Source organism: Microbacterium sp. ZW CA_36, from assembly GCF_044987475.1.
In the GTDB taxonomy this organism is placed as follows: domain Bacteria; phylum Actinomycetota; class Actinomycetes; order Actinomycetales; family Microbacteriaceae; genus Microbacterium.
Map to the genome: position 1 here is coordinate 1 of NZ_JBJDRL010000001.1, position 23,328 is coordinate 23,328.

The following is a 23,328-nucleotide window of genomic DNA, read 5'->3' on the forward strand; positions in this document are numbered from 1 at the left end:
TCCGCATGCCGCGCGGCGGGTCGCGCCGCACCTCCCGACCCCGCGGGGACGGGAGCCGATGAGCGCCCGCGGCGACGAGCGCCTGACCGAGCCGACCGGCGGCGAACGGCTCCTGAGCGGAAGCGGCATCCGCCTCGCCCTGGAGGGCTTCGTGACCCGTATCCGGGGCGGAGACCTCGGCGCGCTCCCCGTCGTCCTCGGGATCGCGGTCATCTGGACCGTCTTCCAGCTGCTGAACCCGGTCTTCCTCTCCAGCGAGAACCTGGTGAACCTCACGATGCAGTGCGCCGCCATCGGCACGATCGCACTCGGTGTGGTGCTGGTGCTGCTCGTGGGCGAGATCGACCTCTCGGTGGGGTCGGTGTCGGGGCTCGCGGCGGCGGTGCTCGCCGTGACGTTCGTGCAGCTGCAGTGGAACCTGGTCCTGTCGCTGGTGGCCGCGATCGCCGTCGGGTGCCTGGTGGGTCTGCTGTACGGCTACCTGTTCACGCGTTTCGGGCTGCCCAGCTTCGTCATCACGCTGGCCGGCCTCCTCGGCTTCCTCGGACTGCAGCTGTGGGTGCTCGGCGAGACGGGATCCATCGCGATCCCGTTCGACTCGTGGCTCGTCCAGTTCGCCCAGCAGATGTTCCTGCCGGCCTGGGCGTCGTACGTCGTGGCCGTGCTGGCCGTGGCGGCGTTCGCGTGGTCGCTCCTCAGGCGCGCGAGACGGCGCGCGGCGGCGAACCTGGTGAGCCAGAGCTACACAGAGATCGCGGTGCGCAGCGGCGTCCTGCTCGCCTTCCTGCTCGTGGCGACGTGGTACCTGAACCTGTATCGCGGCGTCGGCGTGATGTTCCTTTTCTTCCTCGCGCTCATCGTCGCCATGAACTTCGTCCTGACCCGCACCCGCTGGGGGCGGGCCGTCTATGCGGTCGGCGGATCGGTCGAGGCCGCCCGGCGCGCCGGCATCCGTGTCGACCGCATCTACCTGTCGGTGTTCGCGATGTGCTCGGCCTTGGCCGCCGTGGGAGGCATCCTCGCCGCCGCGCGGCTGGCGTCGGCGAACCAGAGCTCGGGCACGGGCGACGTGAACCTCAACGCGATCGCCGCGGCCGTCATCGGCGGCACGAGCCTCTTCGGCGGCCGAGGATCCGCGTTCTCGGCTCTCGTCGGCATCGTGGTGATCCAGTCGATCTCGTCGGGCCTGACCCTCATGAACCTCGATTCGTCGGTGCAGTTCATGGTCACCGGCGTCGTGCTCGTGCTCGCGGTGATCGTCGACTCGCTCTCGCGCCGCACACGTGCCGCCACCGGGCGCGCCTGAGCTTCGCACAACGCCCGTGGCGCACTGGCTTCACTTGGCGAACACTCCGGAGGATGGCTTCGGGCGACCGGTTGCGACCAGGGCGCATTATGCCTCTTTTGCAGCCTGAATCGGTGCACTCTGCACGGTAAGCGCTCTCTGCTGTCCCGAGCTTGCCGCATTCCCGCTCCAACGTCGGGTGCGTTGCCAAAGCGTTACGTTCAAGACTTGACGCCAAGAACGCCGGTCATCGATGATCGCATCAGCGTGAAGAAACCAGGGACGCTCCTGGAACGCGCTCGCTTCAACGACGAAAGGCGAATGATGAAGAAGTCTTCGATCCTCGCCGTGGCCGCCCTCACGGGCGCGGCCGCGGTGATGCTGGCCGGCTGTGCCGGCGGCAACGGCGACAGCGGGGACGGCGGGGATGGCGGCGGCGAAGCCGCGGACCGTGCCTGTGTGATCCTGCCTGATGCGGCGTCCTCGCCGCGCTGGGAGAACTTCGACCGCAAGTACCTCCAGGAGGGGCTGGAGGGGGCCGGCTTCGACGTCGACATCCAGAACGCGCAGGCGGACGTCAACAAGTACTCGACGATCGCCGACCAGCAGCTCACTCAGGGCTGCGGCGTCATGCTGCTCGTCGACTATCAGGGCGCTGCGGAGGCCGTCGCGACCAAGGCGAAGGCCGAAGGCATCCCCGTGATCGCCTACGACCGCCCGTTCGAGGGCGCCGACTACTACGTGTCGTTCGACAACACCGAGGTGGGCCGCATGGAGGGTCAGACCGTCCTCGACGGCCTCGAAGCCGCCGGCAAGGACCCGGCGACCGCGGTCGTCGTGTACATGGGCGGAGACCCGACCGACGGCAACGCGGCGATGTTCCACGACGGCGCCGTCGAGGTGATGGAGGCCGCGGGCATCACGCCGGCGGCCGAGCCCCCCGGGATCTGGGACCAGGCCAAGTCGCAGACCAACTTCGAGCAGGCGCTGACGGGCCTCGGCGGCCAGGTCGACGGCGTGTGGGTCGCGAACGACACCAACGCCGCGGGCGTCATCAAGGTCCTGCAGGACAACAACCTCACGGGCGTTGCGGTGTCGGGCCAGGACGCGAACGTCGCGGGCCTGCAGAACATCCTGCTCGGCTGGCAGACCGCCACGGTCTACAAGCCGGTCAAGGACGAGGCCACTGCTGCCGTCGACACGGCCGTCGCGCTCCTGAAGGGCGAGACTCCCGAGGCCGACGCCGAGCTCGAGGACGGCACGCCCTACATCCAGGTCACGCCGATCCTGGTCGGTCCCGACCAGGTCAAGGACGTCATCGCGGCCGGCGACGCCGAGTACGACGATGTCTGCACCCCTGACGTGATGGCCGCCTGCGAGCAGTATGGGGTCACCGCCGAGTAGCGGATCGGCTACGGCTGAACCCGCGAGGGGGCGTCGCGCCGATCGGCGTGACGCCCCTTCTCGCCGGACCACGGGCACTCCCAAGGAAGCGAGCATGTCAGATACATCCACCACCACTCCCGCCCCGGTCGGCGCAGAGCCGATCATCCAGCTGGTCGGGGTCAAGAAGTCCTTCGGCCCCGTCAGCGTCCTGAAGGGCGTGGACCTCAAAGTCCACCCCGGCAAGGTCACCGCCCTCGTCGGCGACAACGGCGCCGGCAAGTCCACGCTCATCAAGGGTCTGGCCGGCGTGCAGCCTTACGACGAGGGCGAAGTCCTCATCGACGGCGTGCACCGCGACCTGCACGCGCCCCGCGACGCGGGGCACCTGGGCATCGAGGTCGTCTACCAGGACCTGGCCCTGTGCGACAACCTCGACATCGTCCAGAACATGTTCCTCGGCCGCGAGGAGCTGACGTTCGGCACCTTCGACGAGGGCCGCATGGAGAAGGAGGCGTCCGACACGCTGCGCTCCCTCTCGGTGCGCACCGTGAAGTCCGTCCGCCAGAAGGTGTCGAGCCTGTCCGGTGGCCAGCGGCAGACCGTGGCGATCGCTCGTGCCGTGCTGAAGAAGGCCCGAGTAGTCATCCTCGACGAGCCGACGGCCGCCCTCGGCGTCGCCCAGACCGAGCAGGTGCTGAACCTGGTGAAGCGCCTGTCGGAGCAGGGCGTCGCCGTGATCCTCATCAGCCACAACCTGGTGGACGTCTTCGAGGTCGCCGACGACATAGCCGTCCTGTACCTCGGTCAGATGGTCGCCCAGATCCCGGCGTCCTCGACGACCCGCGACGACGTCGTGGGATACATCACCGGAACCAAGGCGCCCGCCGGTGTCACGATCCTCGATACGTCGACCGTTCGCACCGAAGGAGGCGCGGAATGAGCAGCAATGCCACCCGGACCGAGGCCGCTCCCGATCCCATCGCGAGCGACCTGATCGGCAGCGGCGTGGAGGGCGGCGTCGGCGACCAGCTCCGGGCGTGGTGGCAGCGTGTACGCGGCGGCGACATGGGCGCTCTCCCCGCGCTCGGCGGCCTCATCGTGCTCGGCGCGCTGTTCTCGATCATGAGCCCGTTCTTCCTCACCGAGCGCAACTTCGCCAACCTGCTGAACCAGGCGGCGACGCTCGTCGTGCTCGGCATGGCGCTCGTGTTCGTGCTGCTCCTCGGCGAGATCGACCTGTCCGCCGGTGTGACCGGCGGTGTCGGCATGGCGCTGTTCGTCGTGCTGAACGCCCAGTTCGGCATCCCCTGGCCGCTCGCGCTCCTGATCGGGTTCGGCTTCGGGTTCCTCACGGGGGCCTTCATCGGCTTCTTCGTGGCGAGGGTGGGCATCCCATCGTTCGTCGTCACGTTGGGGTTGTTCCTCGGGTTCCAGGGCCTCGCGCTCGTCATCATCGGCCCCGGCGGCCTGTTCCGCCTCGAGGTTCCCGAGCTCATCGCCCTCCAGAACGGAAATCTGCCCGTGTGGGGCGGATGGGCGATGCTCGTGATCATGCTCGCGATCTCGGGGGGAACGTCGTTCTGGGACCGGGCGCGCCGCACGCGTGCCGGTGTTCCGAACCGTGCCCTGTCGATGGTGTGGATCAAGCTCGCGGCGATCGCCGTGATCGGCGGCGCGGTGGTCTTCGTCCTCAACCAGAACCGCGGCCAGTCCGTGGTCGAGGTGGCCGGGGTCCCCATCGTCGTGCCGGTCGTGCTGACGATCCTCTGGCTGGGCACGTTCCTGCTGGACCGCACCAAGTTCGGCCGCTACATCTACGCCATCGGCGGCAACGCCGAAGCCGCGCGCCGTTCCGGCGTCAAGGTGCGGTGGATCAAGTGGTGGGCGTTCGTGATCTGCTCGAGCCTCGCGGTGTTCTCGGCGCTGCTGAGCGTCGCGCGCGTCGGTTCCGTCGACGCCACCGTCGGCCGCGACATCGTGCTGTCGGGCGTCGCTGCGGCGGTCGTCGGCGGTGTCAGCCTGTTCGGCGGCAAGGGGCGCCTCATGCACGCTGCGATCGGCGCGCTCGTCATCGCGACGATCACGAACGGCCTGGGCCTGCTCAACCTGCCCGCGGGTGTCAACCTGCTGGTGACCGGCGGCGTGCTGATCCTCGCCGCGACCGTGGACGCACTGTCGCGCGTGCGGTCGGGCGGCGGCAGGGCATAGCCGCAGCACCCGATACGAAGGCGCCGGGCGGAGCAATCCGCCCGGCGCCTTCGTGCTGCGCGGCGCCCTCGACCTTGCGCGACGCGCTCAGCTCCGCTCGACGCCCGCGCGACGCGTCGTCAGGACCTCCTCCACCCAGGCGGGCACCAGTTCGCTGGCACGACCCGCTCGGGCGTCATCGAACGGCACGGCCGCGTCGCTCGGCTCGAGATTGAGCTCGACGGTGCGCGCTCCGAAGGCGGCCGCGAGCGCCACGTAACCGGCAGCCGGGTACACCGCGCCCGACGTGCCGATCGACACGAAGACGTCGGCGGCGACGACGGCGTTCTCGATGCGGTCGAGCTCGTACGGCATCTCCCCGAACCAGACGACGTCGGGGCGCAGCATCCGCTCTCCGCATTCGGGACAGGCCGGGCGATCGATGAGGTCTTCGTGCCACGCAGGCCGGGAGCCGCACGCGAGGCACAGCGCCCGGCGCAGCTCGCCGTGCATGTGGACGAGGTTGCGGCTGCCGGCGCGCTCGTGCAGGTCGTCGACGTTCTGCGTGACGACGAGCAGGTCGCCGCCGATCGCACCCTCCAGTCGTGCGAGTGCGCGGTGGGCGGCGTTGGGCACGACGGTTCCGAGCGCCCGGCGGCGCGCATCGTAGAAGGCGAGGACGGTGTCGGGGTCGCGCTCGTATGCCTCCGGTGTGGCGACGTCCTCGATGAGGTGCCCCTCCCACAAGCCGTCCGCGCCGCGGAACGTGGGAACACCGCTCTCCGCGGAGATGCCGGCGCCGGTCAGGACGACGATCCGGGTCATCGGATGGTTCCGGGGGCGACGTGCGACAGCACGCGCTCCCAGACCTCGCCCAGGACGAGGCGCGACTCGGGGTCCGATGTCTGCGGCACCATCTCGACGCGGGCGGAGGCGAGCCTCTCGGCGAACCAGCGTGCTGCGGCGTTCGCGGCATCCGGGTCCTCCCGCGCGTTCATCAGCAGCGTCTTGGCCGGAATCCTCTCCAGCAGCTCCGCGACCTCGTGGCGGCCGAGCTCGGACTCGGGTGGCGGCACCGCCAGGAGGGCGAGCCGGTCGACGCCGGCGCCGAGGAGGGCGGCGACCTGGATGGCCACTTCGCCGGCGGTGGCGACGCCCACGAGGCCGACGGGCCGATCGCCGCGCTCCTCGGTGACGAACTGCGCGATCCGCCGGGCGGTGGCCTCCGCGGGCGTCGTGCCGCGGTAGGCCACCGGGTCGTCGATGTCGTCCACCGTGAGCCCGATCGCCACGACCCGCGCGTCCCGTCGTGTCGTCGCGTCGGGCAGCGGATCCGACAGCGTCGAGACGCCCCCGCGGAGCAGGAACACGGCGCGCTCCGCGCCGGGTGCCCCGAAGCTGCGGTGCTCGTAGGCGGCGTCGGGTGCGGCTGCTCTGGTCATGGCCAAAGCCTACGAGCCGTGGACGCCGCCGGGGAGAACCAGCCGGCAGCCGGTCCGCTCAGGCCATGAGCGGGATCGCGCCCACCAGCACGCCGACGGCGAGCATCGCGAGCGACACGACGCACGCCCGCCAGAGCACCTTCCTGTGGTGGTCGCCGAGGTTGACGCTCGCCAGTGAGACGAGCAGCAGGATCGCCGGCACGAGCGGGCTCTGCAGGTGCACCGGCTGGCCGGTGATCGAGGCGCGGGCCATCTCGACCGGCGCGATCCCGAAGTGCTCGGCGCTCTGCGCCAGCACGGGCAGGATGCCGTAGTAGAACGCATCGTTCGACATGAAGAACGTGAACGGGATCGACAGGATGCCGGTGATCACGGCCAGGAAGGGTCCGAGCGAGGCCGGGATCACGGTCGTGATCCACGTCGCCATCGCGTCGACCATGCCGGTGCCGTTCAGCACGCCGACCAGCACGCCGGCCGCCAGGACCATCGAGACGACGCCCACGATGCTCGGCGCGTGGGCGACGATCTCGTCGGCCTGGCTCTTGAGCTTCGGGAAGTTCACGAACAGCGCGATCGCCGCGCCGACCATGAAGACGTAGGCGAGGGGGAAGACGTCGAGCACCAGCAGCACCATCACCGCGAGGGTGAGCGCCAGGTTGAACCAGATGAGCTTCGGCCGCAGCGTCGCACGGTTCGGGTCGAGCATGGTGTCGGCCATCGCGGTGTCTTCCCGGTCGACGACCGCGGTGGCGACGGGCAGGCTGCCCCGGCCGCCGGCGAGCGTCACGATGTTGCCGGTGCGCAGCGTCGCACGGGCGCCCGGCTTCGTGTCGGCGCCGCGGAAGATGCGGGATCCGGCGAGCACTCCCCCGCCGTCGAGGCGCGACTCGTCGATGCTGCCGATGCGCTTGCGCTCCGACAGTCCGAGGAACCAGGCGAAGGCCAGCGAGATGACGATGCCGGCGGCGAGCGAGGGCAGCATCGGCACGAAGATGTCGGTGGGCTGCAGGCCCAGCGCAGTCGCCGCCCGCACGGTGGGGCCACCCCACGGCACGATGTTCAGCGTGCCGTTCATGAGGCCCGCGACGCAGGTGAGCACGACGGGGCTCATGCCGAGGCGCAGGTAGATCGGCAGCATCGCGGAGGTCGTGATGATGAAGGTCGTCGACCCGTCGCCGTCGAGCGACACCGCGCCCGCCAGCACGGCCGTGCCCAGCACGACCTTGGCCGGATCGTCACCGAGCAGGCGCGTGATCGCGCGGATGAGCGGATCGAACAGGCCGACGTCGATCATGATGCCGAAGTACATGATGGCGAACATCAGCAGGGCTGCCGTCGGGGCCATGCTGCCGATCGCGTCGAGGATCATGTCGCCGAGTCCCAGGCCGGCGCCGGCGAACAGCCCGAAGACGGTCGGCACGATGATGAGCGCGACCATCGGGGTCAGCCTGCGCGTCATGATGAGCGCCATGAAGACGAGCACCATCGTGAAGCCCAGGGCGACGAGCACGCCGTCGGACGGGACGAAGGCCGTGGCGTAGCCTTCGTCGGCCTCGGCGGCGTGGAACAGGAACGGAACTGCCGCGTTCATCTCGACTCCTTCGTCGTGTCGTGCGGGTGGTGGCGTCGCACCGGTGGCGGTGCGTTTCCGCGAGGCTAGGCGCCCGCCGCGACGCGTCGCGCGCTAAGTCGCATTCCTGCAGGTTGTGCGCGTAGCGTGTCTTCTGCGCATTGTGCTCACGTGCGTGCACGGCCGGTGCCTCTCACCGGCCCCAGCCCTCATCGGCTCCGGGAGGTGGGATGCGCTTCGCGACGCGGCTGCTGCTGATGCAGCTGGCGACGGTGACTGCCGTCGTCGCCGTGTGCGCGCTCGTCTTCGGGTGGCTGGGCGTGCGCCAGCTCCGTGCCGAGTCGGAGTCCGCCGCCCTCAACATCGCCCGCACGGTCGCGGAGGACCCCGACGTGAAGGCGCTGGTGGCTGAGTTCTCCGCCGACCCGGGAACGCCGGATGCCGCCCAGCTGCGCACCGGCGCGCTCCAGCAGATCGCGGCCGACGTCGCGGATCGCACGGACGCGCTGTTCGTCGTCATCACCGACGACCACGGCATCCGTCTCGCCCACCCGACGGAGGAGCTTCTCGGTCAGGTCGTCTCGACTCCGTTCGCCGAGGTGCTCGAGGGCAATGAGGTCGTCGACTGGGAGGTGGGCACGCTCGGCGAGTCCGCCCGCGCCAAGGTGCCCGTCTACCCGGAGGACGGCGGCGATCCCGTCGGCGAGGTCAGTGTCGGGTTCGAGCGGGCGAGCGTCTTCGACGACCTTCCCGCGCTCGTCGCGACGATCGCGATCGCCGCGATCGGCGGGCTGGCTCTCGCCGCGGTGGCCACGCTGGTGCTCCGACGACGGTTCGAACGACTCACCCTCGGGCTCCAGCCGGAGGAGCTCGTGACCCTCGTGCAGAACCAGGCGGCGGTGCTCGAGGGGGTCGGCGACGGCGTCGTGGCACTCGATCCCGACGGCGTCGTGCGGGTGTGCAATGAGGCGGCCGAACGGATGCTGGGGATCGACGCACCGCTCGGGCGCCGCTTCGACGAGCTCGCGCTGCCCGACACGGTGCGCGCCGCCGTGCGGGACGGGGCCTCCGGCGTCGAGGCCGTCGTCGGCGACCGCGTGCTGTACCTCGACACCCGACCGGTGCAGCGGGACGCGCGGGCACTGGGCCAGATCGTGGTCGTGCGGGACCGCACCGATGTCGAGGCCCTCGCCGGCCGGCTCGAGACGGTGCGCGCCATGACCGAGGCGCTGCGCGTGCAGCGTCACGAGTTCGCCAACCGCCTGCACGTCGCGTCCGGCTTGATCGACGCCGAACGCGTCGACGAGGCCCGCGCGTTCCTCGGCGACCTGACCGAGCGCGGCGCCGTGGACTTCGGCGTCGCGGGGCTCGAGCGCGTCCCCGACGCGTTCCTGACGTCGCTTCTCGGCGCGACCGCCGCGACGGCGCGCGAGCGGGGCGTCACGGTCCGCATCTCGGAGGACACCCTGCTGCTGAGCGAGGTGGCCGCGGCGGAGGACGTCGCGGCGGTGCTCGGCAACCTGGTCGGCAACGCGGTCACCGCGGCGGTGGGCGGCCCGCGGCCGGGCTGGGTCGAGGTCGCGCTGCTGGGAGACGGCGACGAACTGGTGATCACGGTGGCCGACTCCGGCGGCGGCATCCGGCCGCCGGGGGCGGACCCGTTCGCGCGCGTCGCCGCCGCGCGCGAGACCGAGGCGAGCAGGAATGACACCGTGCACGGGCACGGCTTCGGGCTCCCGCTCTCCCGCGACCTCGCGCGCCGCCGCGGCGGCGACGTCTGGCTGATCGATCCCGGCGGCGCGGCGGCGGGCGCCGTGTTCGGCGCCCGGCTGCCCGGGGCGCTCCGCCCCGCTGACGGGAACCCCGAGGAGAGGAAGGCATGAACCGTCCCATCCGCGTGCTGGTCGTCGACGACGACTTCCGCGTCGCCGGCCTGCACCGCGACATCGTGGCGTCGCGCACCGGGTTCACCGCCCTCGAGGCCGTGCAATCGCTCGGCGCGGCACGGCAGGCGGTGCGGGCGCACGCCCCCGATCTGCTGCTCGTCGACGCGTTCCTTCCCGACGGCGACGGCGTCGAGTTCGTCGCCGCGGCCGGCATCGACGCATTCGTGCTGTCGGCCGCGACCGATGCCGCCACGGTGCGCCGCGCCATGCAGGCGGGGGCGCTCGCCTACCTGACGAAGCCCTTCGACGCCCGGGTGCTCGCCGAGCGGCTCGATCGCTACGCGCGGATGCGGAACCTGCTGGTCACCGACCGACCCTTGGAGCAGGAGCAGATCGACCGCGCCCTCGCGATCATGCACGGCGGTGCGGAGCCGGCCACCGTGGCGCGCTCGGCGACCGAGCAGCTGATCCTCGAGGGGCTCGGCGACGACGAGGCGTCCGCCGCGCAGATCGCCGACCGCGTCGGCATCTCGCGGGCGACGGCCCAGCGGCACCTCGCGGGCCTCGCCAGCCGCGGCCTGGTCGAGGTGCGCCTGCGCTACGGAACGACCGGCAGGCCCGAGCACCGGTACCTCGCCGTACGCCGCTGACCTCGGTGCCGCTCCCGCTCAGCCCCGCAGCAGTCCGCGCAGGGTCTCGATGGTGTCGGCCTCGTCGGCGCGCTTGTCGGGGCGGTATCCCTTCACGCGCGCGAAGCGCAGCGCGACACCGCCGGGGTAGCGCCTGGAGCGCTGCACGCCGTCGATCGCGATCTCGACGACGGTCTCGGGCCGCACATGCACGGCGTACGACGAGCGATGAGTCTCGATGGTCGGGAAGTGCTCGGTCTGCCAGCGCAGGGTCGCGTCGGTGAGCCCCTTGAAGGTCTTGCCCACCATCACGAAGCCCCCGGGCTCGCCGAACGCCCCTTCGGGGTCGCGCGCACCCAGGTGCAGATTCGAGAGCTGGCCGGTGCGCCGGCCCGACCCCCACTCGACGGCGAGCACCACGAGGTCGTAGGTGAGCACGGGCTTCACCTTGAGCCAGCTCTTGCCGCGTCGCCCGGCGGCGTAGGGCGCGTCGAGCGCCTTCACCATCACGCCCTCGTGCCCGGCGGCGAGGGCCGCGCGGGAGAACTCCTCGGCGCGCGTCGCGTCCTCGGTGACGATGCCGGGCATGCGGGCGTCGCCGACGGCGCTGTCGAGGAGCGCGAGGCGCGTCGACAGCGGCTCGTCGATGAGGTCGCGGCCGTCGAGGTGCAGGATGTCGAAGAACCACGGGCGGAGCACCACCGCGGCCGCGTCGTCAGCGCCCAGCGACCCGAAGCGGGCCATGGTGTCCTGGAACGGGCGCGGCCCGCCGTCCTCGTCGAGTGACAGTGTCTCGCCGTCGAGGATCACCCGGTCGGCCGGCAGCTCCCGCACGGCCTGGACGATCTCGGGCACACGGTGGGTGATGTCGGCGAGGCTCCGGGTGAACACGCGCACGTCCTCGCCGTCGCGGTGCACCTGGATCCGCGCCCCGTCGAGCTTGTATTCGACGGATGCCGCTCCTCCGAGCGTCTCGAGCGCCTCGGTCGCCGAGCCCGCCGTCGAGGCGAGCATCGGCAGCACGCCGCGCCCCACCTCGAGCCCGATCGCGGCGAGCTCTTCGGGCGTGCCGGTGAGGGCGACGCGCGCCGTGGCGCCGAGGTCGCCCGACAGCATCGCGGCCCGGCGGACGGTGGCGGCGTCGCGTTCCGACGCCTTCGCGACGGCGTCGAGCAGGACCCCCTCGAGCGCCCCGGTGCGCAGTTCGCCGAGCATGACGCGGGCGAGGAAGTCCCACTCCTCCGCCGTGGCCGAACGGGCCAGCGCGTCGAGCGCGGCAGCACGTGCGGCGACCGAACCGGGGCCGTCCGCCCCCGCGAGACGATCGAGCGCCGCATCGACGTCGCCCACGGTGAGCGTCGGCTCGTCGGCGTGCGTCACGGCCAGGTTCGACAGGCTCCGCCACCCGACGCCGAGGCGACCCTGGCGGGGGCTCGCGGTCAGGAACCCGATGGCCGGCCCGACCTCATCGGGATCGAGCAGGCGCAGGGCGTCGGACAGCGCGGCGACCTTGGCCAGTCGCGACGACGTGGAGGCCACGGCATCCGTCGCCGTCACGAGCTCGTGGAGCAGCATTCCCGCATTCTCCCATCCGGCCCCGACACGCACGCGGTGGCGCCGTCCGGTCTCAGTGCCGCCGCCCGCTGAGAGACCCCACGACGTCACGCAGGGCCGGCTCCAGTTCGGGGTAGGTGAACTCGTAGCCCGCCCCGGTCAGAGTCTCGGGAGCCGCCCATCTGCTCTTGAGCACGAGCTCGGGCTCGGTTCGCAGCACCCACATCGCCGGTTCCAGCATGAAGCGCCAGGCGGGCAGCCCGATCGGCGCGCCCACGACGCGGCGGAGCGCCGCCATGAGCCCTCGGTTGTCGGAGGTGCCCGGCGCCGCGAGATTGACGGGCCCGGAGATCCTCGGGTCGTCCCGCACGAACCTCACCGCCCCGACGACGTCGTCGAGGTGGATCCAGCTGAAACGCTGACGGCCGCGGGAACGGTGGCGGGGCGCGCGGCCGTCGCCGGTGGGATGCGGGCCGATTCCGCGATAGCGCCGATGCGGGAACCACCAGCCGTCGTACTGGGGCCCGCCGAGTCCGAGGCGGGCAAGCCGCACCAGACTGCGCGTCGCAGGCCCGTCGCCGAGGACGATCGCCATGCGCAGCGCGACGCGCCGCGTGGAGGGGAGGCTCCCCGCGAAGAACTCGTCCTCCCACCCGCGTGCGACGTCCACCGAGAAGCCGGTGCCCACTTCGCCGTCCCGCTCCGTCTGCGGCCGGTCGAGCGCGTAACGGTAGATGGTCGCCGTGCTCGCGTTGAGCCACAGCGGTGGCGGCGTGCCTGCGTCGCCGATCGCGGTGCGCAGTGCCCGCGTCGTATGCAGGCGCGACCGCAGGATCTCGTCGCGGTTCGCGTCGGTGTAGCGGCAGTTCACTGATTTCCCGGCGAGGTTCACCACGATCGCCGCGCCATCGACGAGCGCGCGGATGCCGTCTCTGTCGGTCCAGGACGCGTCGGCGCCGGCACGGCCGATGGTGCGCACGTCGTAGCCGTCGTCGGCCAACGCACGCGCGAGCGCCCGGCCGACGAACCCCGACGCGCCCGCGATGACGGCGACCGGCCGGCTCATCCGCGCCTGCCCGCCGCGGCCTCGCTGCTCCAGAGCGCCCAGACCACGAGCAGCGGCTGCAGCAGCAGTCGCACGAAGCGGGAGCGGTCGGTGCGCAGCATCGGGGCCGGGCGACCCGTGCGCCACTGATGGACGTTCCCCGGAAACACCGCCACGAAGAACGCCGCCACGGCCCAGCCGATCCGGCGGCGTTCGGCGGGGAGCGCGACCAGCGCGCCACCGAGCATCAGCTCGACGACGCCTGAGGCGAGCACGATCGTGTCTTTGTCGGTGTGCAGCAGGCGCGTCGCCCAGTCCGGCACGACGATCCGGTAGCCGCGGCGACCCCAGGTCAGATGCGAGGCGCCCGCGACGACGAGGAGCGCGGCGAGCGCCCAGCGGGCGACCACCCGCGTCACGCGACGGCCTCGGCGACCGCGTCGATGAACCGCAGGTGGTCGTCCGCGCTGCCCGTCGGTGTGATCGCGCGCAGCACGACCTCGTCGACCCCGGCGCGGTAGGTGCCGACGCGGTCTCCCAGGTCGGTCGGGCGGATGACGGTGTCGGCGGCGGCGATGCCCAGGCGGGCGAAGTTGGCGGCGTACGCCGGGTATCCGGCGTAGCGCGAGGTCTCCTCGTCGAGTGCGGCGACCGCGGCGGCGTCGGCGGCCGTCCGCACGTACAGCGCGACATGGGTTCCGGGGGCGATCGCGTGCGCCTGTGCGGCCTGCGCGGTCGCGGCCGCCGGGGTCAGCCAGCTCAGCAGGACGCCGTCGGATGCCGCAGCCCCGGCCCGCCGCATCCTCGGGCCGAGCGCTCCGACGACGACGCGCGCATCGGTGCGCGTGCGCAGCTCGGTCGCGGCATCCGTCACCAGCTCCACCGCGCCGGTGCGCACCTGACCGGAGCCGATGCCGAGCACCAGGCGGGCGGTGGGCAGACCGGACGCCGCGGCCGCGATGTCGCCGGGCGTGCGGCGGTCGACGGGGATCACGCCGGTGGCGAGCACGAGGTGCTCGGTGACGGCAGCTGCCGCGGCGAGAACGGCCAGGGCGTCGTGCCCGGGCGTGTCGTTCACCCAGAGGCCGTGGAAGCCGGCCGCTTCCGCGGCGGGTGCGATCCGCTCTGCGAGGGCCGGGCCGGCCGCGGCCGCGATCCCGAGCGAGAGCTGCGCCGTCACGCGGCGTCCGTCCCGACCAGGCGGGCGACCTCGGCGGCTGCCCGGTAGAACTCGGCGATGTCGCCGCGGGAGGAGGGCAGGAGCACGAGGTCGTCGACACCGGCGTCAAAGAACCGCTGCGCGCCGGCGGCGACCTGTGCGGGGTCGCCCCAGAGCGCGCGCTGGGCGGGGTCGGGCTTGTCCCCCACGTCGGCGATCGCGCGGGCCTCGGATTCCGCGCCGAACGCCGTGACGACGTAGGCGACCACGTCGTGATGGCCGCCGCGCCCGGCGAGTTCGCGCGCCTCGCGGATCGACGCGGTCGCCGTCGCGTACTCCTCTGCGGTGTGGCCGCTGTCGAGAACCGTCCCGTCGGCCACTTCGCCGCTCAGCCGGAGGGTCTTGGGGCCTTCCGCCGCCGCGTAGACGCGGGGCGGGGTCGTCGGCGCGTAGTCGAGCCGCACGCCGTCGAGCGTCACGTAGCGCCCTGCCGCGGTGACCTCGTCGCCGGCCAGCAGGCTCCGCAGCGCCGGCACGTACTCGCGCATGAGCGTCAGGGGCGATGCGACCCGCGCGCCGACCTGCCCCATCCAGTCCAGCACGCCGTGCCCGACCCCCGGCAGCAGTCGGCCGGGGAAGAGCCGCTCGACGGTGGCGAGCTCCATGGCGGTCGCCGCGACGTTGCGCAGCGGCATGGGCGCGATGCCGATCCCGATCCGCAGGGCCTCGGTCCAGGCGAGTGCCGCGCCCACCGTCGCGAAGGCGGACTGCCGGAAGCAGTCCTCCCAGATCCACAGCTCCGGAAGACCCGACGACTCGGCCGCAAGGACGGCGTCGCGAAACTCGTCGGGAGTGTGGGTGTAGGGGTTGAAGATCGCGCCGATGCGGGTCATGCCCCCACTCTGTCAGCGGTGGCCGACACGCGCATCTCGCGCGGTGGCTAACGCGGCCGGCCCGCTGATGCAACCCCCGTGCCCGAGGCGGTTCTGGCCCGGCACGCTGGAGCGATGGCACGCATCGGGACGTCGGGATGGGTCTACTCGCATTGGCGGGGCGTGCTCTACCAGGGCCCTCAGCGCGACTGGCTCTCGCAATACACCGCGGTGTTCGATGCGGTCGAGCTCAACGGCAGCTTCTACCGCTGGCCGGCCGATGCGAGGTTCGCGGCATGGCGGGAGCGGCTGCCGGAGGGATTCGAGATGGCCGTCAAGGCGCCCCGCGGCCTGACGCACGCGCGGCGACTGCGCGAACCCGAGGTCTGGATCGAGCGCGTGACCCGCGGGCTGCATGAGCTCCGCGGTCGCCGCGGGCCGCTGATCGTCCAGCTCCACCCGGGCACGGAGCGGGACGACGCGCGCCTGGACCACTTCCTGAGCGCCCTGCCCGAGTGGATCCGGCCGGCGAGTTCCGGCATCCGTCGTGGGCGGACGAGGCGGTGTTCGGGATGCTCGAGCGTCACGGCGCTGCCTACTGCGTCATGAGCGGGGCGCGGCTGCCCTGCATCCTCCGCGCCACCGCCCACCTCGTGTACGTGCGCCTGCACGGGCCCGACCCGGATCACCTGTACGGCGGCTCGTACTCCGACGACGACCTTGCCTGGTGGGCCGAGCGCATCCGGGAGTGGGAATCCGCCGGGCACGAGGTGCACGCCTACTTCAACAACGACGGCGAAGGGAACGCCGTCCGCAACGCCTGCACCCTGAAGCGGATGCTGGGGACCTGACGCTTCGCCGGGGCGGCGTCCTTCGGCGCGACCGCCCTGGACATGGCGAGAGGCGCCGTGCCCGAAGGCACGGCGCCTCTCGCCGAGGAGGTGCTCAGCTCACGCGGCGACCGCGAACGACTCGCCCGCGACCACCGACAGCCGGTCGCCCACGGCATCCACCGTCACGACCCCGCCGTCGACGAGCGCACCCGTCACGAACAGGTCGGCGATGCGGTCGTCCACCTCGCGCTGGATCAGGCGACGCAGCGGCCGGGCGCCGTACTCGGGCTCGTAGCCGTGCTCGGCGAGCCAGGCGACGGCGCCGTCGGTGACGACGAAGTCGACCTCGCGCTTGGCCAGCCGCGCCTCGGACGCGCCGAGCAGCAGTCGCACGATGCTCTGCAGCTGCGGCTTGTCGAGCTTGCGGAACAGTACGATCTCGTCGATGCGGTTGAGGAACTCGGGCCGCATCGCCTCGCGGAGCTTGCCGAACACGCGATCGCGCAGGTCCTTCTCCGAGCCGAAGCCGGTCTCTCCTCCCCCGTCGGGAAGGAAGCCGATGGCACCGCCCCGCGAGGCCAGGAACTCCGAGCCCAGGTTCGAAGTCATGACCACCACGGTGTTGCGGAAGTCGACCGTGCGCCCCTGGCCGTCGGTGAGCCGGCCGTCGTCGAGCACCTGCAGCAGCAGGTTGAACACGTCGGGGTGCGCCTTCTCGATCTCGTCGAACAGCACGATCGAGTACGGGTTGCGCCGCACGCGCTCGGTGAGCTGCCCCGCCTCGTCGTAGCCGACATATCCAGGAGGAGCGCCGACCAGGCGCGACACGGTGTGCCGCTCGCCGAACTCGCTCATGTCGAAGCGGATCACGGCGCTCTCATCGTCGAACAGGCTCGGGGCGAGCGCCTTGGCGAGCTCCGTCTTCCCGACGCCGGTCGGGCCGAGGAAGAGGAACGAGCCCACCGGGCGGCGTGCGTCTCCCATGCCGGTCCTGTTGCGGCGCACGGCCTTGGCGACCGCAACCACGGCGTCGTCCTGCCCGATCACGCGGTCGTGCAGCTCGTCCTCGAGGGACGCCAGCCGCTCGCGCTCGGTCTCGGTGAGACGGTTGACCGGGATGCCGGTGGCCCGGCTGATGACGGCCGCGATCTCGGGCTCGCCGACGATCGCGTCGACACGCGCGGCGGCGACGCCGGACGCCGTGGCCTGGTCGAGCTTGGCCTGCACCTCGGCGATCTGGTCGCGGATCCGCGACGCCTCCTCGTAGTGCTCGGCCGACACAGCGGCGTTCTTGTCGGCCTCGAGGGTCGCCAGACGCTCGATCAGGCCGCTCACGTCCACCTTCGCGCCGAGGCGCAGACGCAGCCGCGCACCGGCCTGATCGATGAGGTCGATGGCCTTGTCGGGCAGCACCCGCTCGGTGAGGTAGCGATCGCTGAGCTCGACGGCGGCGCGGAGGGCCTCGTCGGTGTACGCGATACCGTGGTGCTCCTCGTACGCGGGCTTCAGGCCCCGCAGGATGAGCACGGCGTCCTCGACGGACGGCTCGCCCACGCGCACCGGCTGAAAGCGGCGCTCGAGCGCAGGGTCCTTCTCGATGACGCGGTACTCCTTGAGCGTCGTCGCACCCACGAGGTGCAGCTCGCCGCGGGCGAGGCGGGGCTTCAGGATGTTACCGGCGTCCATGCCGCCGTCGCCGGCGCCGCCGGCGCCGACCACGGTGTGCACCTCGTCGATGAAGACGATCAGCTCGCCCTTGTGGGCGGCGATCTCGTCCATCGTCTTCGTGAGGCGCTCCTCGAAGTCGCCGCGGTAGCGTGTTCCGGCCAGCATCGCGGGAAGGTCGAGCGCGACGACCCGCTTGCCGAGCAGCTGCTCGGGCACGCCCCCGTCCACGATCGCCTGCGCGAGTCCCTCGACGATCGCGGTCTTGCCGACGCCGGCCTCGCCGACCAGCACCGGGTTGTTCTTGGTGCGGCGGCTGAGGATCTCGATGGTCTGCTCGATCTCGTCGGCGCGCCCGATGACCGGGTCGAGGTCACCGGCGACCGCGCGGGCGGTGAGGTCGGTGCCGTAGGTGTCGAGCAGGGGGGTGTCGGATGCCGCGGCATCCGTTCCCGCCTCCGCCGCGGCGGCCTCGCCCGGCGTCACCGTCTCGCGGGCGCCCTGCATCAGCGCCTCAGCGGTCACACCGGCGCGTGCCAGCACCTGGCCGGCGGGCGTGTCCTGCGCGAGCACGAGCGCGAAGAAGAGGTGCTCGGGGTCCACGTACGTCGAGCCCGACGAACGGGCGACCTGGAAGGCGTGGAACAGCGCACGCTGCACGGACGCCGTGACCACGGCGCCGTCGACGTCCGCCGCGACGGAGGCTGCGGGCAGCCGCTCCTCGGTCGCGCGCGAGATCTCGTCGGGGTCGGCGCCGACGCGGCGCACCGCGTCACGGGCCGGGGCCTCGGCGACGAGGATCCGCAGGACGTGCAGGGCGTCGAGTTCCTGCTGGCCGCGGTCCAGCGCGTACTTGCCGGCACGCTGGAGCAGTTCCTGGGTGCGAGCGCCGAGGTAGCGGCTCAGGTCGATCGACCGCTCGGCACGCGCGCGCTCCCCCGCGAGGTAGCGTGCCAGGAACTCGTCGAACGAGCTCCCGTCGTCGCCGGCCTGGGGCGTGAAGTCTTCGGGCATTCCGTCTCTCCTGAAACTTGAGTGATCGAGCATCAAGTTTTGAACTTGATACACGCATTGTCAAGTTCAACGGCACCTGCGCGCGAGTATTCCCTCCTGTTTCGGACATGACTCCGGCCGGAGCCCGTACCGGCGTCGGTGGTGCGGCGTAGCCTCATCAGCCGGGGGGAAACCCGTCTCAGAGGAGAGAACCATGGACTGGAAGATCGAGCTCATCTTCGTGCCCGTCACCGACGTCGACAGGGCGAAGGAGTTCTACGAGCGGATCGGATTCCACGCCGACCACGACCAGGTCCCCTTCGAGGGTCTCCGCTTCGTGCAGATGACGCCGCCCGGGTCGGCCTGCTCCATCGCGTTCGGCACCGGCCTCGGCAACGATCTCGAGCCGGGCCGCCAGAACACGATCCAGGTCGTCGTCCCCGATGCGGACGAGGCCCTGGCGCACCTGCGCGGCCTCGACGTGGAGGCACGAGGCGTCGACGAGCAGGGGTGGGGCCGGTTCGTGCAGTTCGACGACCCGGACGGCAACACCTGGACGCTGCAGCAGCTCCCGCCGCGCGACTGAGCCATCCGCCGCCCGAGCGCCGGCTGCGTCAGTCGCGACCTCCGGGCGGACCGACGATCAGCAGCACCACGAAGAGCGCGACGACGGCGACGGCGATCAAGGAGGCGAGCACCCAGGGGCGCCGCAGGAACCACCGCATGAGGCGGTCGTACCAGGCACCGTCGCGCGGGTCGTCGGACGGCTCGAGCCGCCACGATCCCGCCAGCCGGCCGGTGCGCTGCAGCCACAGCTCTGCCGGGATCGTGGCGTAGGGGATGACGGCGCTGAGGAGCGCGATCACGGTCGGCCATGCGCGCCACCGGTTGTTCAGTGCGACGAGGATCGCCGTTGCGCCGTACGACAGGAAGACGAAGCCGTGGATGCCGCCGCCGATCGTGACGCCGAGCGCCCAGCCGGTGGTGGCGCGGAGGAGGAGGCCGACGATGAGCAGGGTCCACGAGATCGCCTCGGCGATCGCGAGCGCGCGGAAGAGGGTGTGAGGAGTTCGGAACACACCTTCAGCCTAACTGAAAGATCTTCAGTGAACCTGAAGGTTCACCCGTCCGATGGTCCTGCCTCCGCACCGAAAGGCTGCTCGTGCAGCCCTTCCAGGGCTGTCGCGAGGGCGGGGGCGCCCTCGCCGAGCGCGCCGTCGAGCGCCGTGAGCCGCTGCTGCGCCGACTCCAGCACGTCGCTCCCCCGCGCGGTGACCCGCAGGTCGGACGCCGAACCCGCGTGCTTCGTCGCATCGGCGACGAGTCCGTCGGCGACGAGCGTCTGCACGGCGGTGTGCGCGGACTGCACCGTGATCTGCGATCGACGGGCGAGCTCGCTGAACGAGATGCCCGGCGTCGCCTCGATGTGCGCGAGCAGCGCGTACTTGCGCGTCGTGAGGCCCAGGTCGCGCAGTTCTGCCCCCAGGCGCGCATCCCACACGGCGGCCACAGTCAGCAGCGAGATGACGGGACTGAACGCACGGTCTGGCACCGTTGAATGTTAGCCCTGCTGTCGCGCGACGGGGCGCATTCGCCGACCGCGCGAACGAGGCGAGGCCCGCTACCGTGGGTACGGTGACGTTCTCGCTCGACGGACTGCGCCGATGGCCCGACGTCGAGGCACCGGGCCTCGTGGCGACGGATGCCGCGGACCGGCTGCTCCTCGATGAATCGGCGTCCGCCCGGGCCGGCCTCGGTGACGGCGACCTCGCGGTGATCGGTGACGGCTACGGCGCGCTCACCCTGGCCGCGGCGGCGGACGGCGGGCGCGGCATCCGTGTCCACCAGGACCCGCTCACCGGCGAGCGGGCCCTCGCTGCGAACGCCGAGCGATTCGGGTTCGGCGGCACCTTCGCATCGCTGTCGCTCTCGCCCAGCGTGGTGCGCGGCGCGCGGGTCGTGCTGGTGCGTCTGCCGCGATCACTCGAGGCGCTGCGCGACATCGCTGGCCTCATCGCTGCGCACGCGGCGCCCGACGTCGTCGTCTTCGCCGGCGGGCGTGTGAAGCACATGACGCTCACCATGAACGACGTGCTGCGCGAGAGCTTCGCGCGGCTCGACGTCAGCCACGCGCGCCAGAAGTCGCGCGTGCTGACGGCGCGTGAGCCCCACGACGGCCGCGACCCGTCGCCGGGTCGGGAGCGGCACGACGACATCGTCGTCTGCGCGTTCGGCGGCGCGTTCGCGGGCACCTCGATCGACATCGGCACCAGATTCCTGCTCGAGCAGCTCCCCGCCGTGTCCGTCGACGGCGGGACGGTGATCGACTTCGCGTGCGGCACGGGAGTGGTCGCGGCCGCGCTGGCGCTGCGGAACCCCGGCCTGCGCGTCATCGCCTCCGATCAATCGGCCGCCGCCGTCGCATCGGCGGTCGCCACGGCGGAGGCGAACGGCATCGGGGATCGCGTGGAGGTCATCCGCGACGACATGCTCGGGGCACAGCCGGACGCCAGTGCGTCGTTCATCGCACTCAACCCGCCCTTCCACTCCGGCGGCGCGGTGCATGAGGGCATCGCTCCGCGCATGTTCGCCGACGCGGCGCGCGTCCTGCGGCCCGGCGGCGAGCTGTGGACCGTGTGGAACTCGGGCCTGGGCTACCGGCCCGCGCTGGAACGCGTGGTCGGACCGACACGGCAGGTCGCCCGCAACACCAAATTCACGGTGACAGTGTCGACGCACCGCTGACGGTTACTCACTCGGCTCGGGCGAGGGCTCCGGTGTCGCATCGGGCGTCGGGCCGAACAGCACCCAGGTGTCGCCAGAGCACTCGTAGAACTGCACGGCGGCCGTGTCGATGAACACGTCGCCGTCGGCGGTGCAGTCCTCGTCGTCGGGTGCTGCGGTGCCGAGCGTGACCTGAGTCCCCGGCGCTCCCGGCGCTCCGCTCGGCCCCTGGGCACCTTCCGCGCCCGGCGCCCCCTGCTCACCGGCAGGTCCCTGTTCACCGGCAGGTCCCTGCTCGCCGGTGAGGTTCTCGGCGGCCGAGGCTCGGATGTTGCCGACAAAGGTCCAGTCGTCCTGAAACAGATAGACGTCGGCCGTGAGGATGTCGATGTAGACGTCGCCCTCGTAACCCTTGCCCGCCTCGGGCGCTCCGGAACCCGCCCGAACGGCCGAACCGGCAGGGAGGATCTCGGCGAGCGCCTCCTCATACTCGGGGGCGGCTGTCACCGAGGCGGACGGCGCGGGCGCGGGCGCGGCGGTATCCACCGATCGTGCCAGCCAGGACCCGAGGAACGCGGCGAAGAACGACAGCAGCACGAAGCCGATTCCGAACCACACGAGCGTGCTGCGCGTCACCGGAACCACTGTCGGCGCGGCCGCGACTGCGGGGGCGGGGGCCTCTGTCGAACCCTCATCATCGTCCACGGCACGTTCCCCTTCCACCGCGCGTACGGCCTGCAGCCGATCCCCATCACCGGGCGCGCTGTCATAACTGTAGGAACGCGGGCGCCCGGTGTCACCTGTTCCGGCGGAATTGGCCTCACACGAAGCGTTTCGCGGCAGGGAGCCGCAGCCCGGGGAGTTGACCGGGGGGGCCGACGCGAGAATGCCGGCACCCCCGGTAGCCGCGAGCTCGGGACCCACGGCCGGGGTGCCGGACCGGGGCTCCGGCGCATCCCCCACTCAAGAGACAGCATCGACGGCCGTCTATTACGCGACTTCGCGCGCCATTCTCACCGACGCCGAGCCGGCCACGAAGGAGAGGACGGATGCCGCGATCCGCGGCATCCGTCCTCCCGGTTGACATCAGAACTGCGTCAGAAGTCCCAGTCCTCGTCTTCGGTGGCCTCGGCCTTGCCGATGACGTACGAGGAGCCCGACCCCGAGAAGAAGTCGTGGTTCTCGTCGGCGTTCGGCGACAGGGCCGACAGGATCGCCGGGTTCACGTCGGTGACCGTCGAGGGGAACATCGCCTCGTAGCCCAGGTTCATGAGGGCCTTGTTGGCGTTGTAGTGCAGGAACTTCTTGACGTCCTCGGTGAGCCCGACGCCGTCGTAGAGGTCCTGCGTGTACTGGATCTCATTGTCGTAGAGCTCGTAGAGCAGCGAGAACGTGTAGTCCTTGATGTCGTTGCGCGTGGCCTCGTCGACCTTCTCGAGTCCCTTCTGGAACTTGTAGCCGATGTAGTACCCGTGCACGGCCTCGTCGCGGATGATGAGGCGAATGAGGTCGGCGGTGTTGGTGAGCTTGGCGCGGCTCGACCAGTGCATCGGCAGGTAGAAGCCCGAGTAGAACAGGAAGCTCTCGAGCAGGGTAGAGGCGACCTTGCGCTTGAGGGGCTCGTCGCCGCGGTAGTACTCCATGACGATCTGAGCCTTCTTCTGAAGGTTCGGGTTCTCGACCGACCAGCGGAAGGCCTCGTCGATCTCCTTCGTCGAGCACAGCGTGGAGAAGATCGACGAGTACGACTTGGCGTGCACCGACTCCATGAACGCGATGTTCGTGTATACGGCCTCCTCGTGCGGGGTGATCGCATCAGGGATCAGCGAGACGGCGCCGACGGTGCCCTGGATCGTGTCGAGGAGCGTGAGCCCCGTGAACACGCGCATCGTGAGGGTCTGCTCGTCGGGGGTGAGCGTGTTCCACGACTGGATGTCGTTCGACAGCGGCACCTTCTCGGGCAGCCAGAAGTTGTTCACGAGGCGGTTCCAGACCTCGAGGTCCTTGTCGTCCTCGATGCGGTTCCAGTTGATCGCCTGCACGTGCGAGAGCAGCTTGAGCGGTTCGGGAGTCATTTCATTCTTCTTTCGGTCCCTGA

General features: G+C 71.2%; 21 protein-coding genes and 1 pseudogene. 9 read left to right on the forward strand and 13 right to left on the reverse strand.

All coding sequences use genetic code 11. From position 1 onward, the window contains the following. Positions 1-58 precede the first annotated feature (58 nt). The 4 genes from ACI3KX_RS00005 to ACI3KX_RS00020 all read left to right on the forward strand — a co-directional run bounded on the left by ACI3KX_RS00005 (position 59) and on the right by ACI3KX_RS00020 (position 4,879). Positions 59-1,306, forward strand: a complete 1,248-nt coding sequence (locus tag ACI3KX_RS00005; protein WP_363353073.1) for an ABC transporter permease subunit — start codon at positions 59-61, stop codon at positions 1,304-1,306. Between the two features lie 303 nt (positions 1,307-1,609). Continuing rightward, on the forward strand, positions 1,610-2,689 hold the full coding sequence (locus ACI3KX_RS00010; RefSeq protein ID WP_404906899.1) for a sugar ABC transporter substrate-binding protein: 1,080 nt from the start codon (positions 1,610-1,612) through the stop codon (positions 2,687-2,689). 94 nt (positions 2,690-2,783) lie between these two features. Next, on the forward strand, positions 2,784-3,611 hold the full coding sequence (locus ACI3KX_RS00015; RefSeq protein WP_349428021.1) for an ATP-binding cassette domain-containing protein: 828 nt from the start codon (positions 2,784-2,786) through the stop codon (positions 3,609-3,611). Beyond that, positions 3,608-4,879 carry an ABC transporter permease subunit gene (locus ACI3KX_RS00020; RefSeq protein WP_349428022.1) on the forward strand — a complete coding sequence of 424 codons (1,272 nt, stop codon included), beginning with the start codon at positions 3,608-3,610 and terminating at the stop codon, positions 4,877-4,879. The genes ACI3KX_RS00015 and ACI3KX_RS00020 overlap by 4 nt, the downstream gene beginning before the upstream one ends. 87 nt (positions 4,880-4,966) lie before the next feature. Here ACI3KX_RS00020 and ACI3KX_RS00025 read toward each other — a convergent pair whose 3' ends face one another. From ACI3KX_RS00025 to ACI3KX_RS00035, 3 genes are read right to left on the reverse strand one after another with little or no spacing between them, the layout of a single operon-like run. Beyond that, a complete protein-coding gene (locus ACI3KX_RS00025) occupies positions 4,967-5,683 on the reverse strand; it encodes an NAD-dependent deacylase (protein ID WP_404906902.1) in 717 nt (238 codons plus the stop codon). Further along, a complete protein-coding gene (locus tag ACI3KX_RS00030) occupies positions 5,680-6,300 on the reverse strand; it encodes a hypothetical protein (protein WP_363353080.1) in 621 nt (206 codons plus the stop codon). Before ACI3KX_RS00030 ends, ACI3KX_RS00025 begins: the two co-directional genes overlap by 4 nt. 58 nt (positions 6,301-6,358) lie before the next feature. Further along, on the reverse strand, positions 6,359-7,891 hold the full coding sequence (locus tag ACI3KX_RS00035) for a CitMHS family transporter (protein WP_363353082.1): 1,533 nt from the start codon (positions 7,889-7,891) through the stop codon (positions 6,359-6,361). 209 nt (positions 7,892-8,100) lie between these two features. On the opposite strand from ACI3KX_RS00035, the gene ACI3KX_RS00040 reads away from it, so the two are divergent. Together ACI3KX_RS00040 and ACI3KX_RS00045 are read left to right on the forward strand one after the other, a co-directional pair. Next, on the forward strand, positions 8,101-9,753 hold the full coding sequence (locus tag ACI3KX_RS00040) for an ATP-binding protein (RefSeq protein WP_404906905.1): 1,653 nt from the start codon (positions 8,101-8,103) through the stop codon (positions 9,751-9,753). Continuing rightward, a complete protein-coding gene (locus ACI3KX_RS00045; RefSeq protein ID WP_404906907.1) occupies positions 9,750-10,406 on the forward strand; it encodes a response regulator in 657 nt (218 codons plus the stop codon). The genes ACI3KX_RS00040 and ACI3KX_RS00045 overlap by 4 nt, the downstream gene beginning before the upstream one ends. An 18-nt stretch (positions 10,407-10,424) precedes the next feature. Here ACI3KX_RS00045 and ACI3KX_RS00050 read toward each other — a convergent pair whose 3' ends face one another. From ACI3KX_RS00050 to ACI3KX_RS00070, 5 genes are read right to left on the reverse strand one after another with little or no spacing between them, the layout of a single operon-like run. Continuing rightward, on the reverse strand, positions 10,425-11,960 hold the full coding sequence (locus ACI3KX_RS00050) for an ATP-dependent DNA ligase (RefSeq protein ID WP_404906909.1): 1,536 nt from the start codon (positions 11,958-11,960) through the stop codon (positions 10,425-10,427). A 52-nt stretch (positions 11,961-12,012) separates the two neighbouring features. Then, positions 12,013-13,005, reverse strand: a complete 993-nt coding sequence (locus tag ACI3KX_RS00055; RefSeq protein ID WP_404906911.1) for an epimerase — start codon at positions 13,003-13,005, stop codon at positions 12,013-12,015. Beyond that, the gene (locus ACI3KX_RS00060; RefSeq protein WP_404906913.1) at positions 13,002-13,403 is read right to left on the reverse strand and encodes a hypothetical protein; all 402 of its coding nucleotides are present in this window, start codon (positions 13,401-13,403) and stop codon (positions 13,002-13,004) included. Before ACI3KX_RS00060 ends, ACI3KX_RS00055 begins: the two co-directional genes overlap by 4 nt. Further along, the gene (locus ACI3KX_RS00065) at positions 13,400-14,164 is read right to left on the reverse strand and encodes an LLM class flavin-dependent oxidoreductase (protein ID WP_404906914.1); all 765 of its coding nucleotides are present in this window, start codon (positions 14,162-14,164) and stop codon (positions 13,400-13,402) included. The genes ACI3KX_RS00060 and ACI3KX_RS00065 overlap by 4 nt, the downstream gene beginning before the upstream one ends. Further along, the gene (locus tag ACI3KX_RS00070; RefSeq protein ID WP_404906915.1) at positions 14,161-15,036 is read right to left on the reverse strand and encodes an LLM class flavin-dependent oxidoreductase; all 876 of its coding nucleotides are present in this window, start codon (positions 15,034-15,036) and stop codon (positions 14,161-14,163) included. Before ACI3KX_RS00070 ends, ACI3KX_RS00065 begins: the two co-directional genes overlap by 4 nt. A gap of 114 nt (positions 15,037-15,150) precedes the next feature. Between ACI3KX_RS00070 and ACI3KX_RS00075 the strand changes: the two are divergent. Next, positions 15,151-15,866: pseudogene (locus tag ACI3KX_RS00075) on the forward strand (DUF72 domain-containing protein). A 99-nt stretch (positions 15,867-15,965) separates the two neighbouring features. Here the strand turns inward: ACI3KX_RS00075 and ACI3KX_RS00080 are convergent. After that, on the reverse strand, positions 15,966-18,527 hold the full coding sequence (locus tag ACI3KX_RS00080; RefSeq protein WP_404906917.1) for an ATP-dependent Clp protease ATP-binding subunit: 2,562 nt from the start codon (positions 18,525-18,527) through the stop codon (positions 15,966-15,968). A 193-nt stretch (positions 18,528-18,720) separates the two neighbouring features. Between ACI3KX_RS00080 and ACI3KX_RS00085 the strand changes: the two genes are divergently transcribed. Beyond that, the gene (locus ACI3KX_RS00085) at positions 18,721-19,092 is read left to right on the forward strand and encodes a GNAT family N-acetyltransferase (protein WP_349428034.1); all 372 of its coding nucleotides are present in this window, start codon (positions 18,721-18,723) and stop codon (positions 19,090-19,092) included. Between the two features lie 28 nt (positions 19,093-19,120). On the opposite strand, the gene ACI3KX_RS00090 is transcribed toward ACI3KX_RS00085, so the two are convergent. Next, the gene (locus ACI3KX_RS00090; protein ID WP_404906919.1) at positions 19,121-19,585 is read right to left on the reverse strand and encodes a DUF3817 domain-containing protein; all 465 of its coding nucleotides are present in this window, start codon (positions 19,583-19,585) and stop codon (positions 19,121-19,123) included. A gap of 41 nt (positions 19,586-19,626) precedes the next feature. Then, positions 19,627-20,058, reverse strand: a complete 432-nt coding sequence (locus ACI3KX_RS00095; RefSeq protein WP_404906921.1) for a MarR family winged helix-turn-helix transcriptional regulator — start codon at positions 20,056-20,058, stop codon at positions 19,627-19,629. A gap of 83 nt (positions 20,059-20,141) precedes the next feature. On the opposite strand from ACI3KX_RS00095, the gene ACI3KX_RS00100 reads away from it, so the two are divergent. Further along, on the forward strand, positions 20,142-21,251 hold the full coding sequence (locus ACI3KX_RS00100; RefSeq protein WP_404906923.1) for a class I SAM-dependent methyltransferase: 1,110 nt from the start codon (positions 20,142-20,144) through the stop codon (positions 21,249-21,251). Positions 21,252-21,254: 3 nt separating this feature from the next. On the opposite strand, the gene ACI3KX_RS00105 is transcribed toward ACI3KX_RS00100, so the two are convergent. Together ACI3KX_RS00105 and nrdF are read right to left on the reverse strand one after the other, a co-directional pair. Then, the gene (locus ACI3KX_RS00105) at positions 21,255-21,866 is read right to left on the reverse strand and encodes a hypothetical protein (RefSeq protein WP_404906924.1); all 612 of its coding nucleotides are present in this window, start codon (positions 21,864-21,866) and stop codon (positions 21,255-21,257) included. 461 nt (positions 21,867-22,327) lie between these two features. Further along, complete coding sequence (gene nrdF, locus ACI3KX_RS00110; protein WP_349428039.1) at positions 22,328-23,305, reverse strand: class 1b ribonucleoside-diphosphate reductase subunit beta; 978 nt, start codon at positions 23,303-23,305, stop codon at positions 22,328-22,330. Between the last annotated feature and the right edge of the window lie 23 nt (positions 23,306-23,328).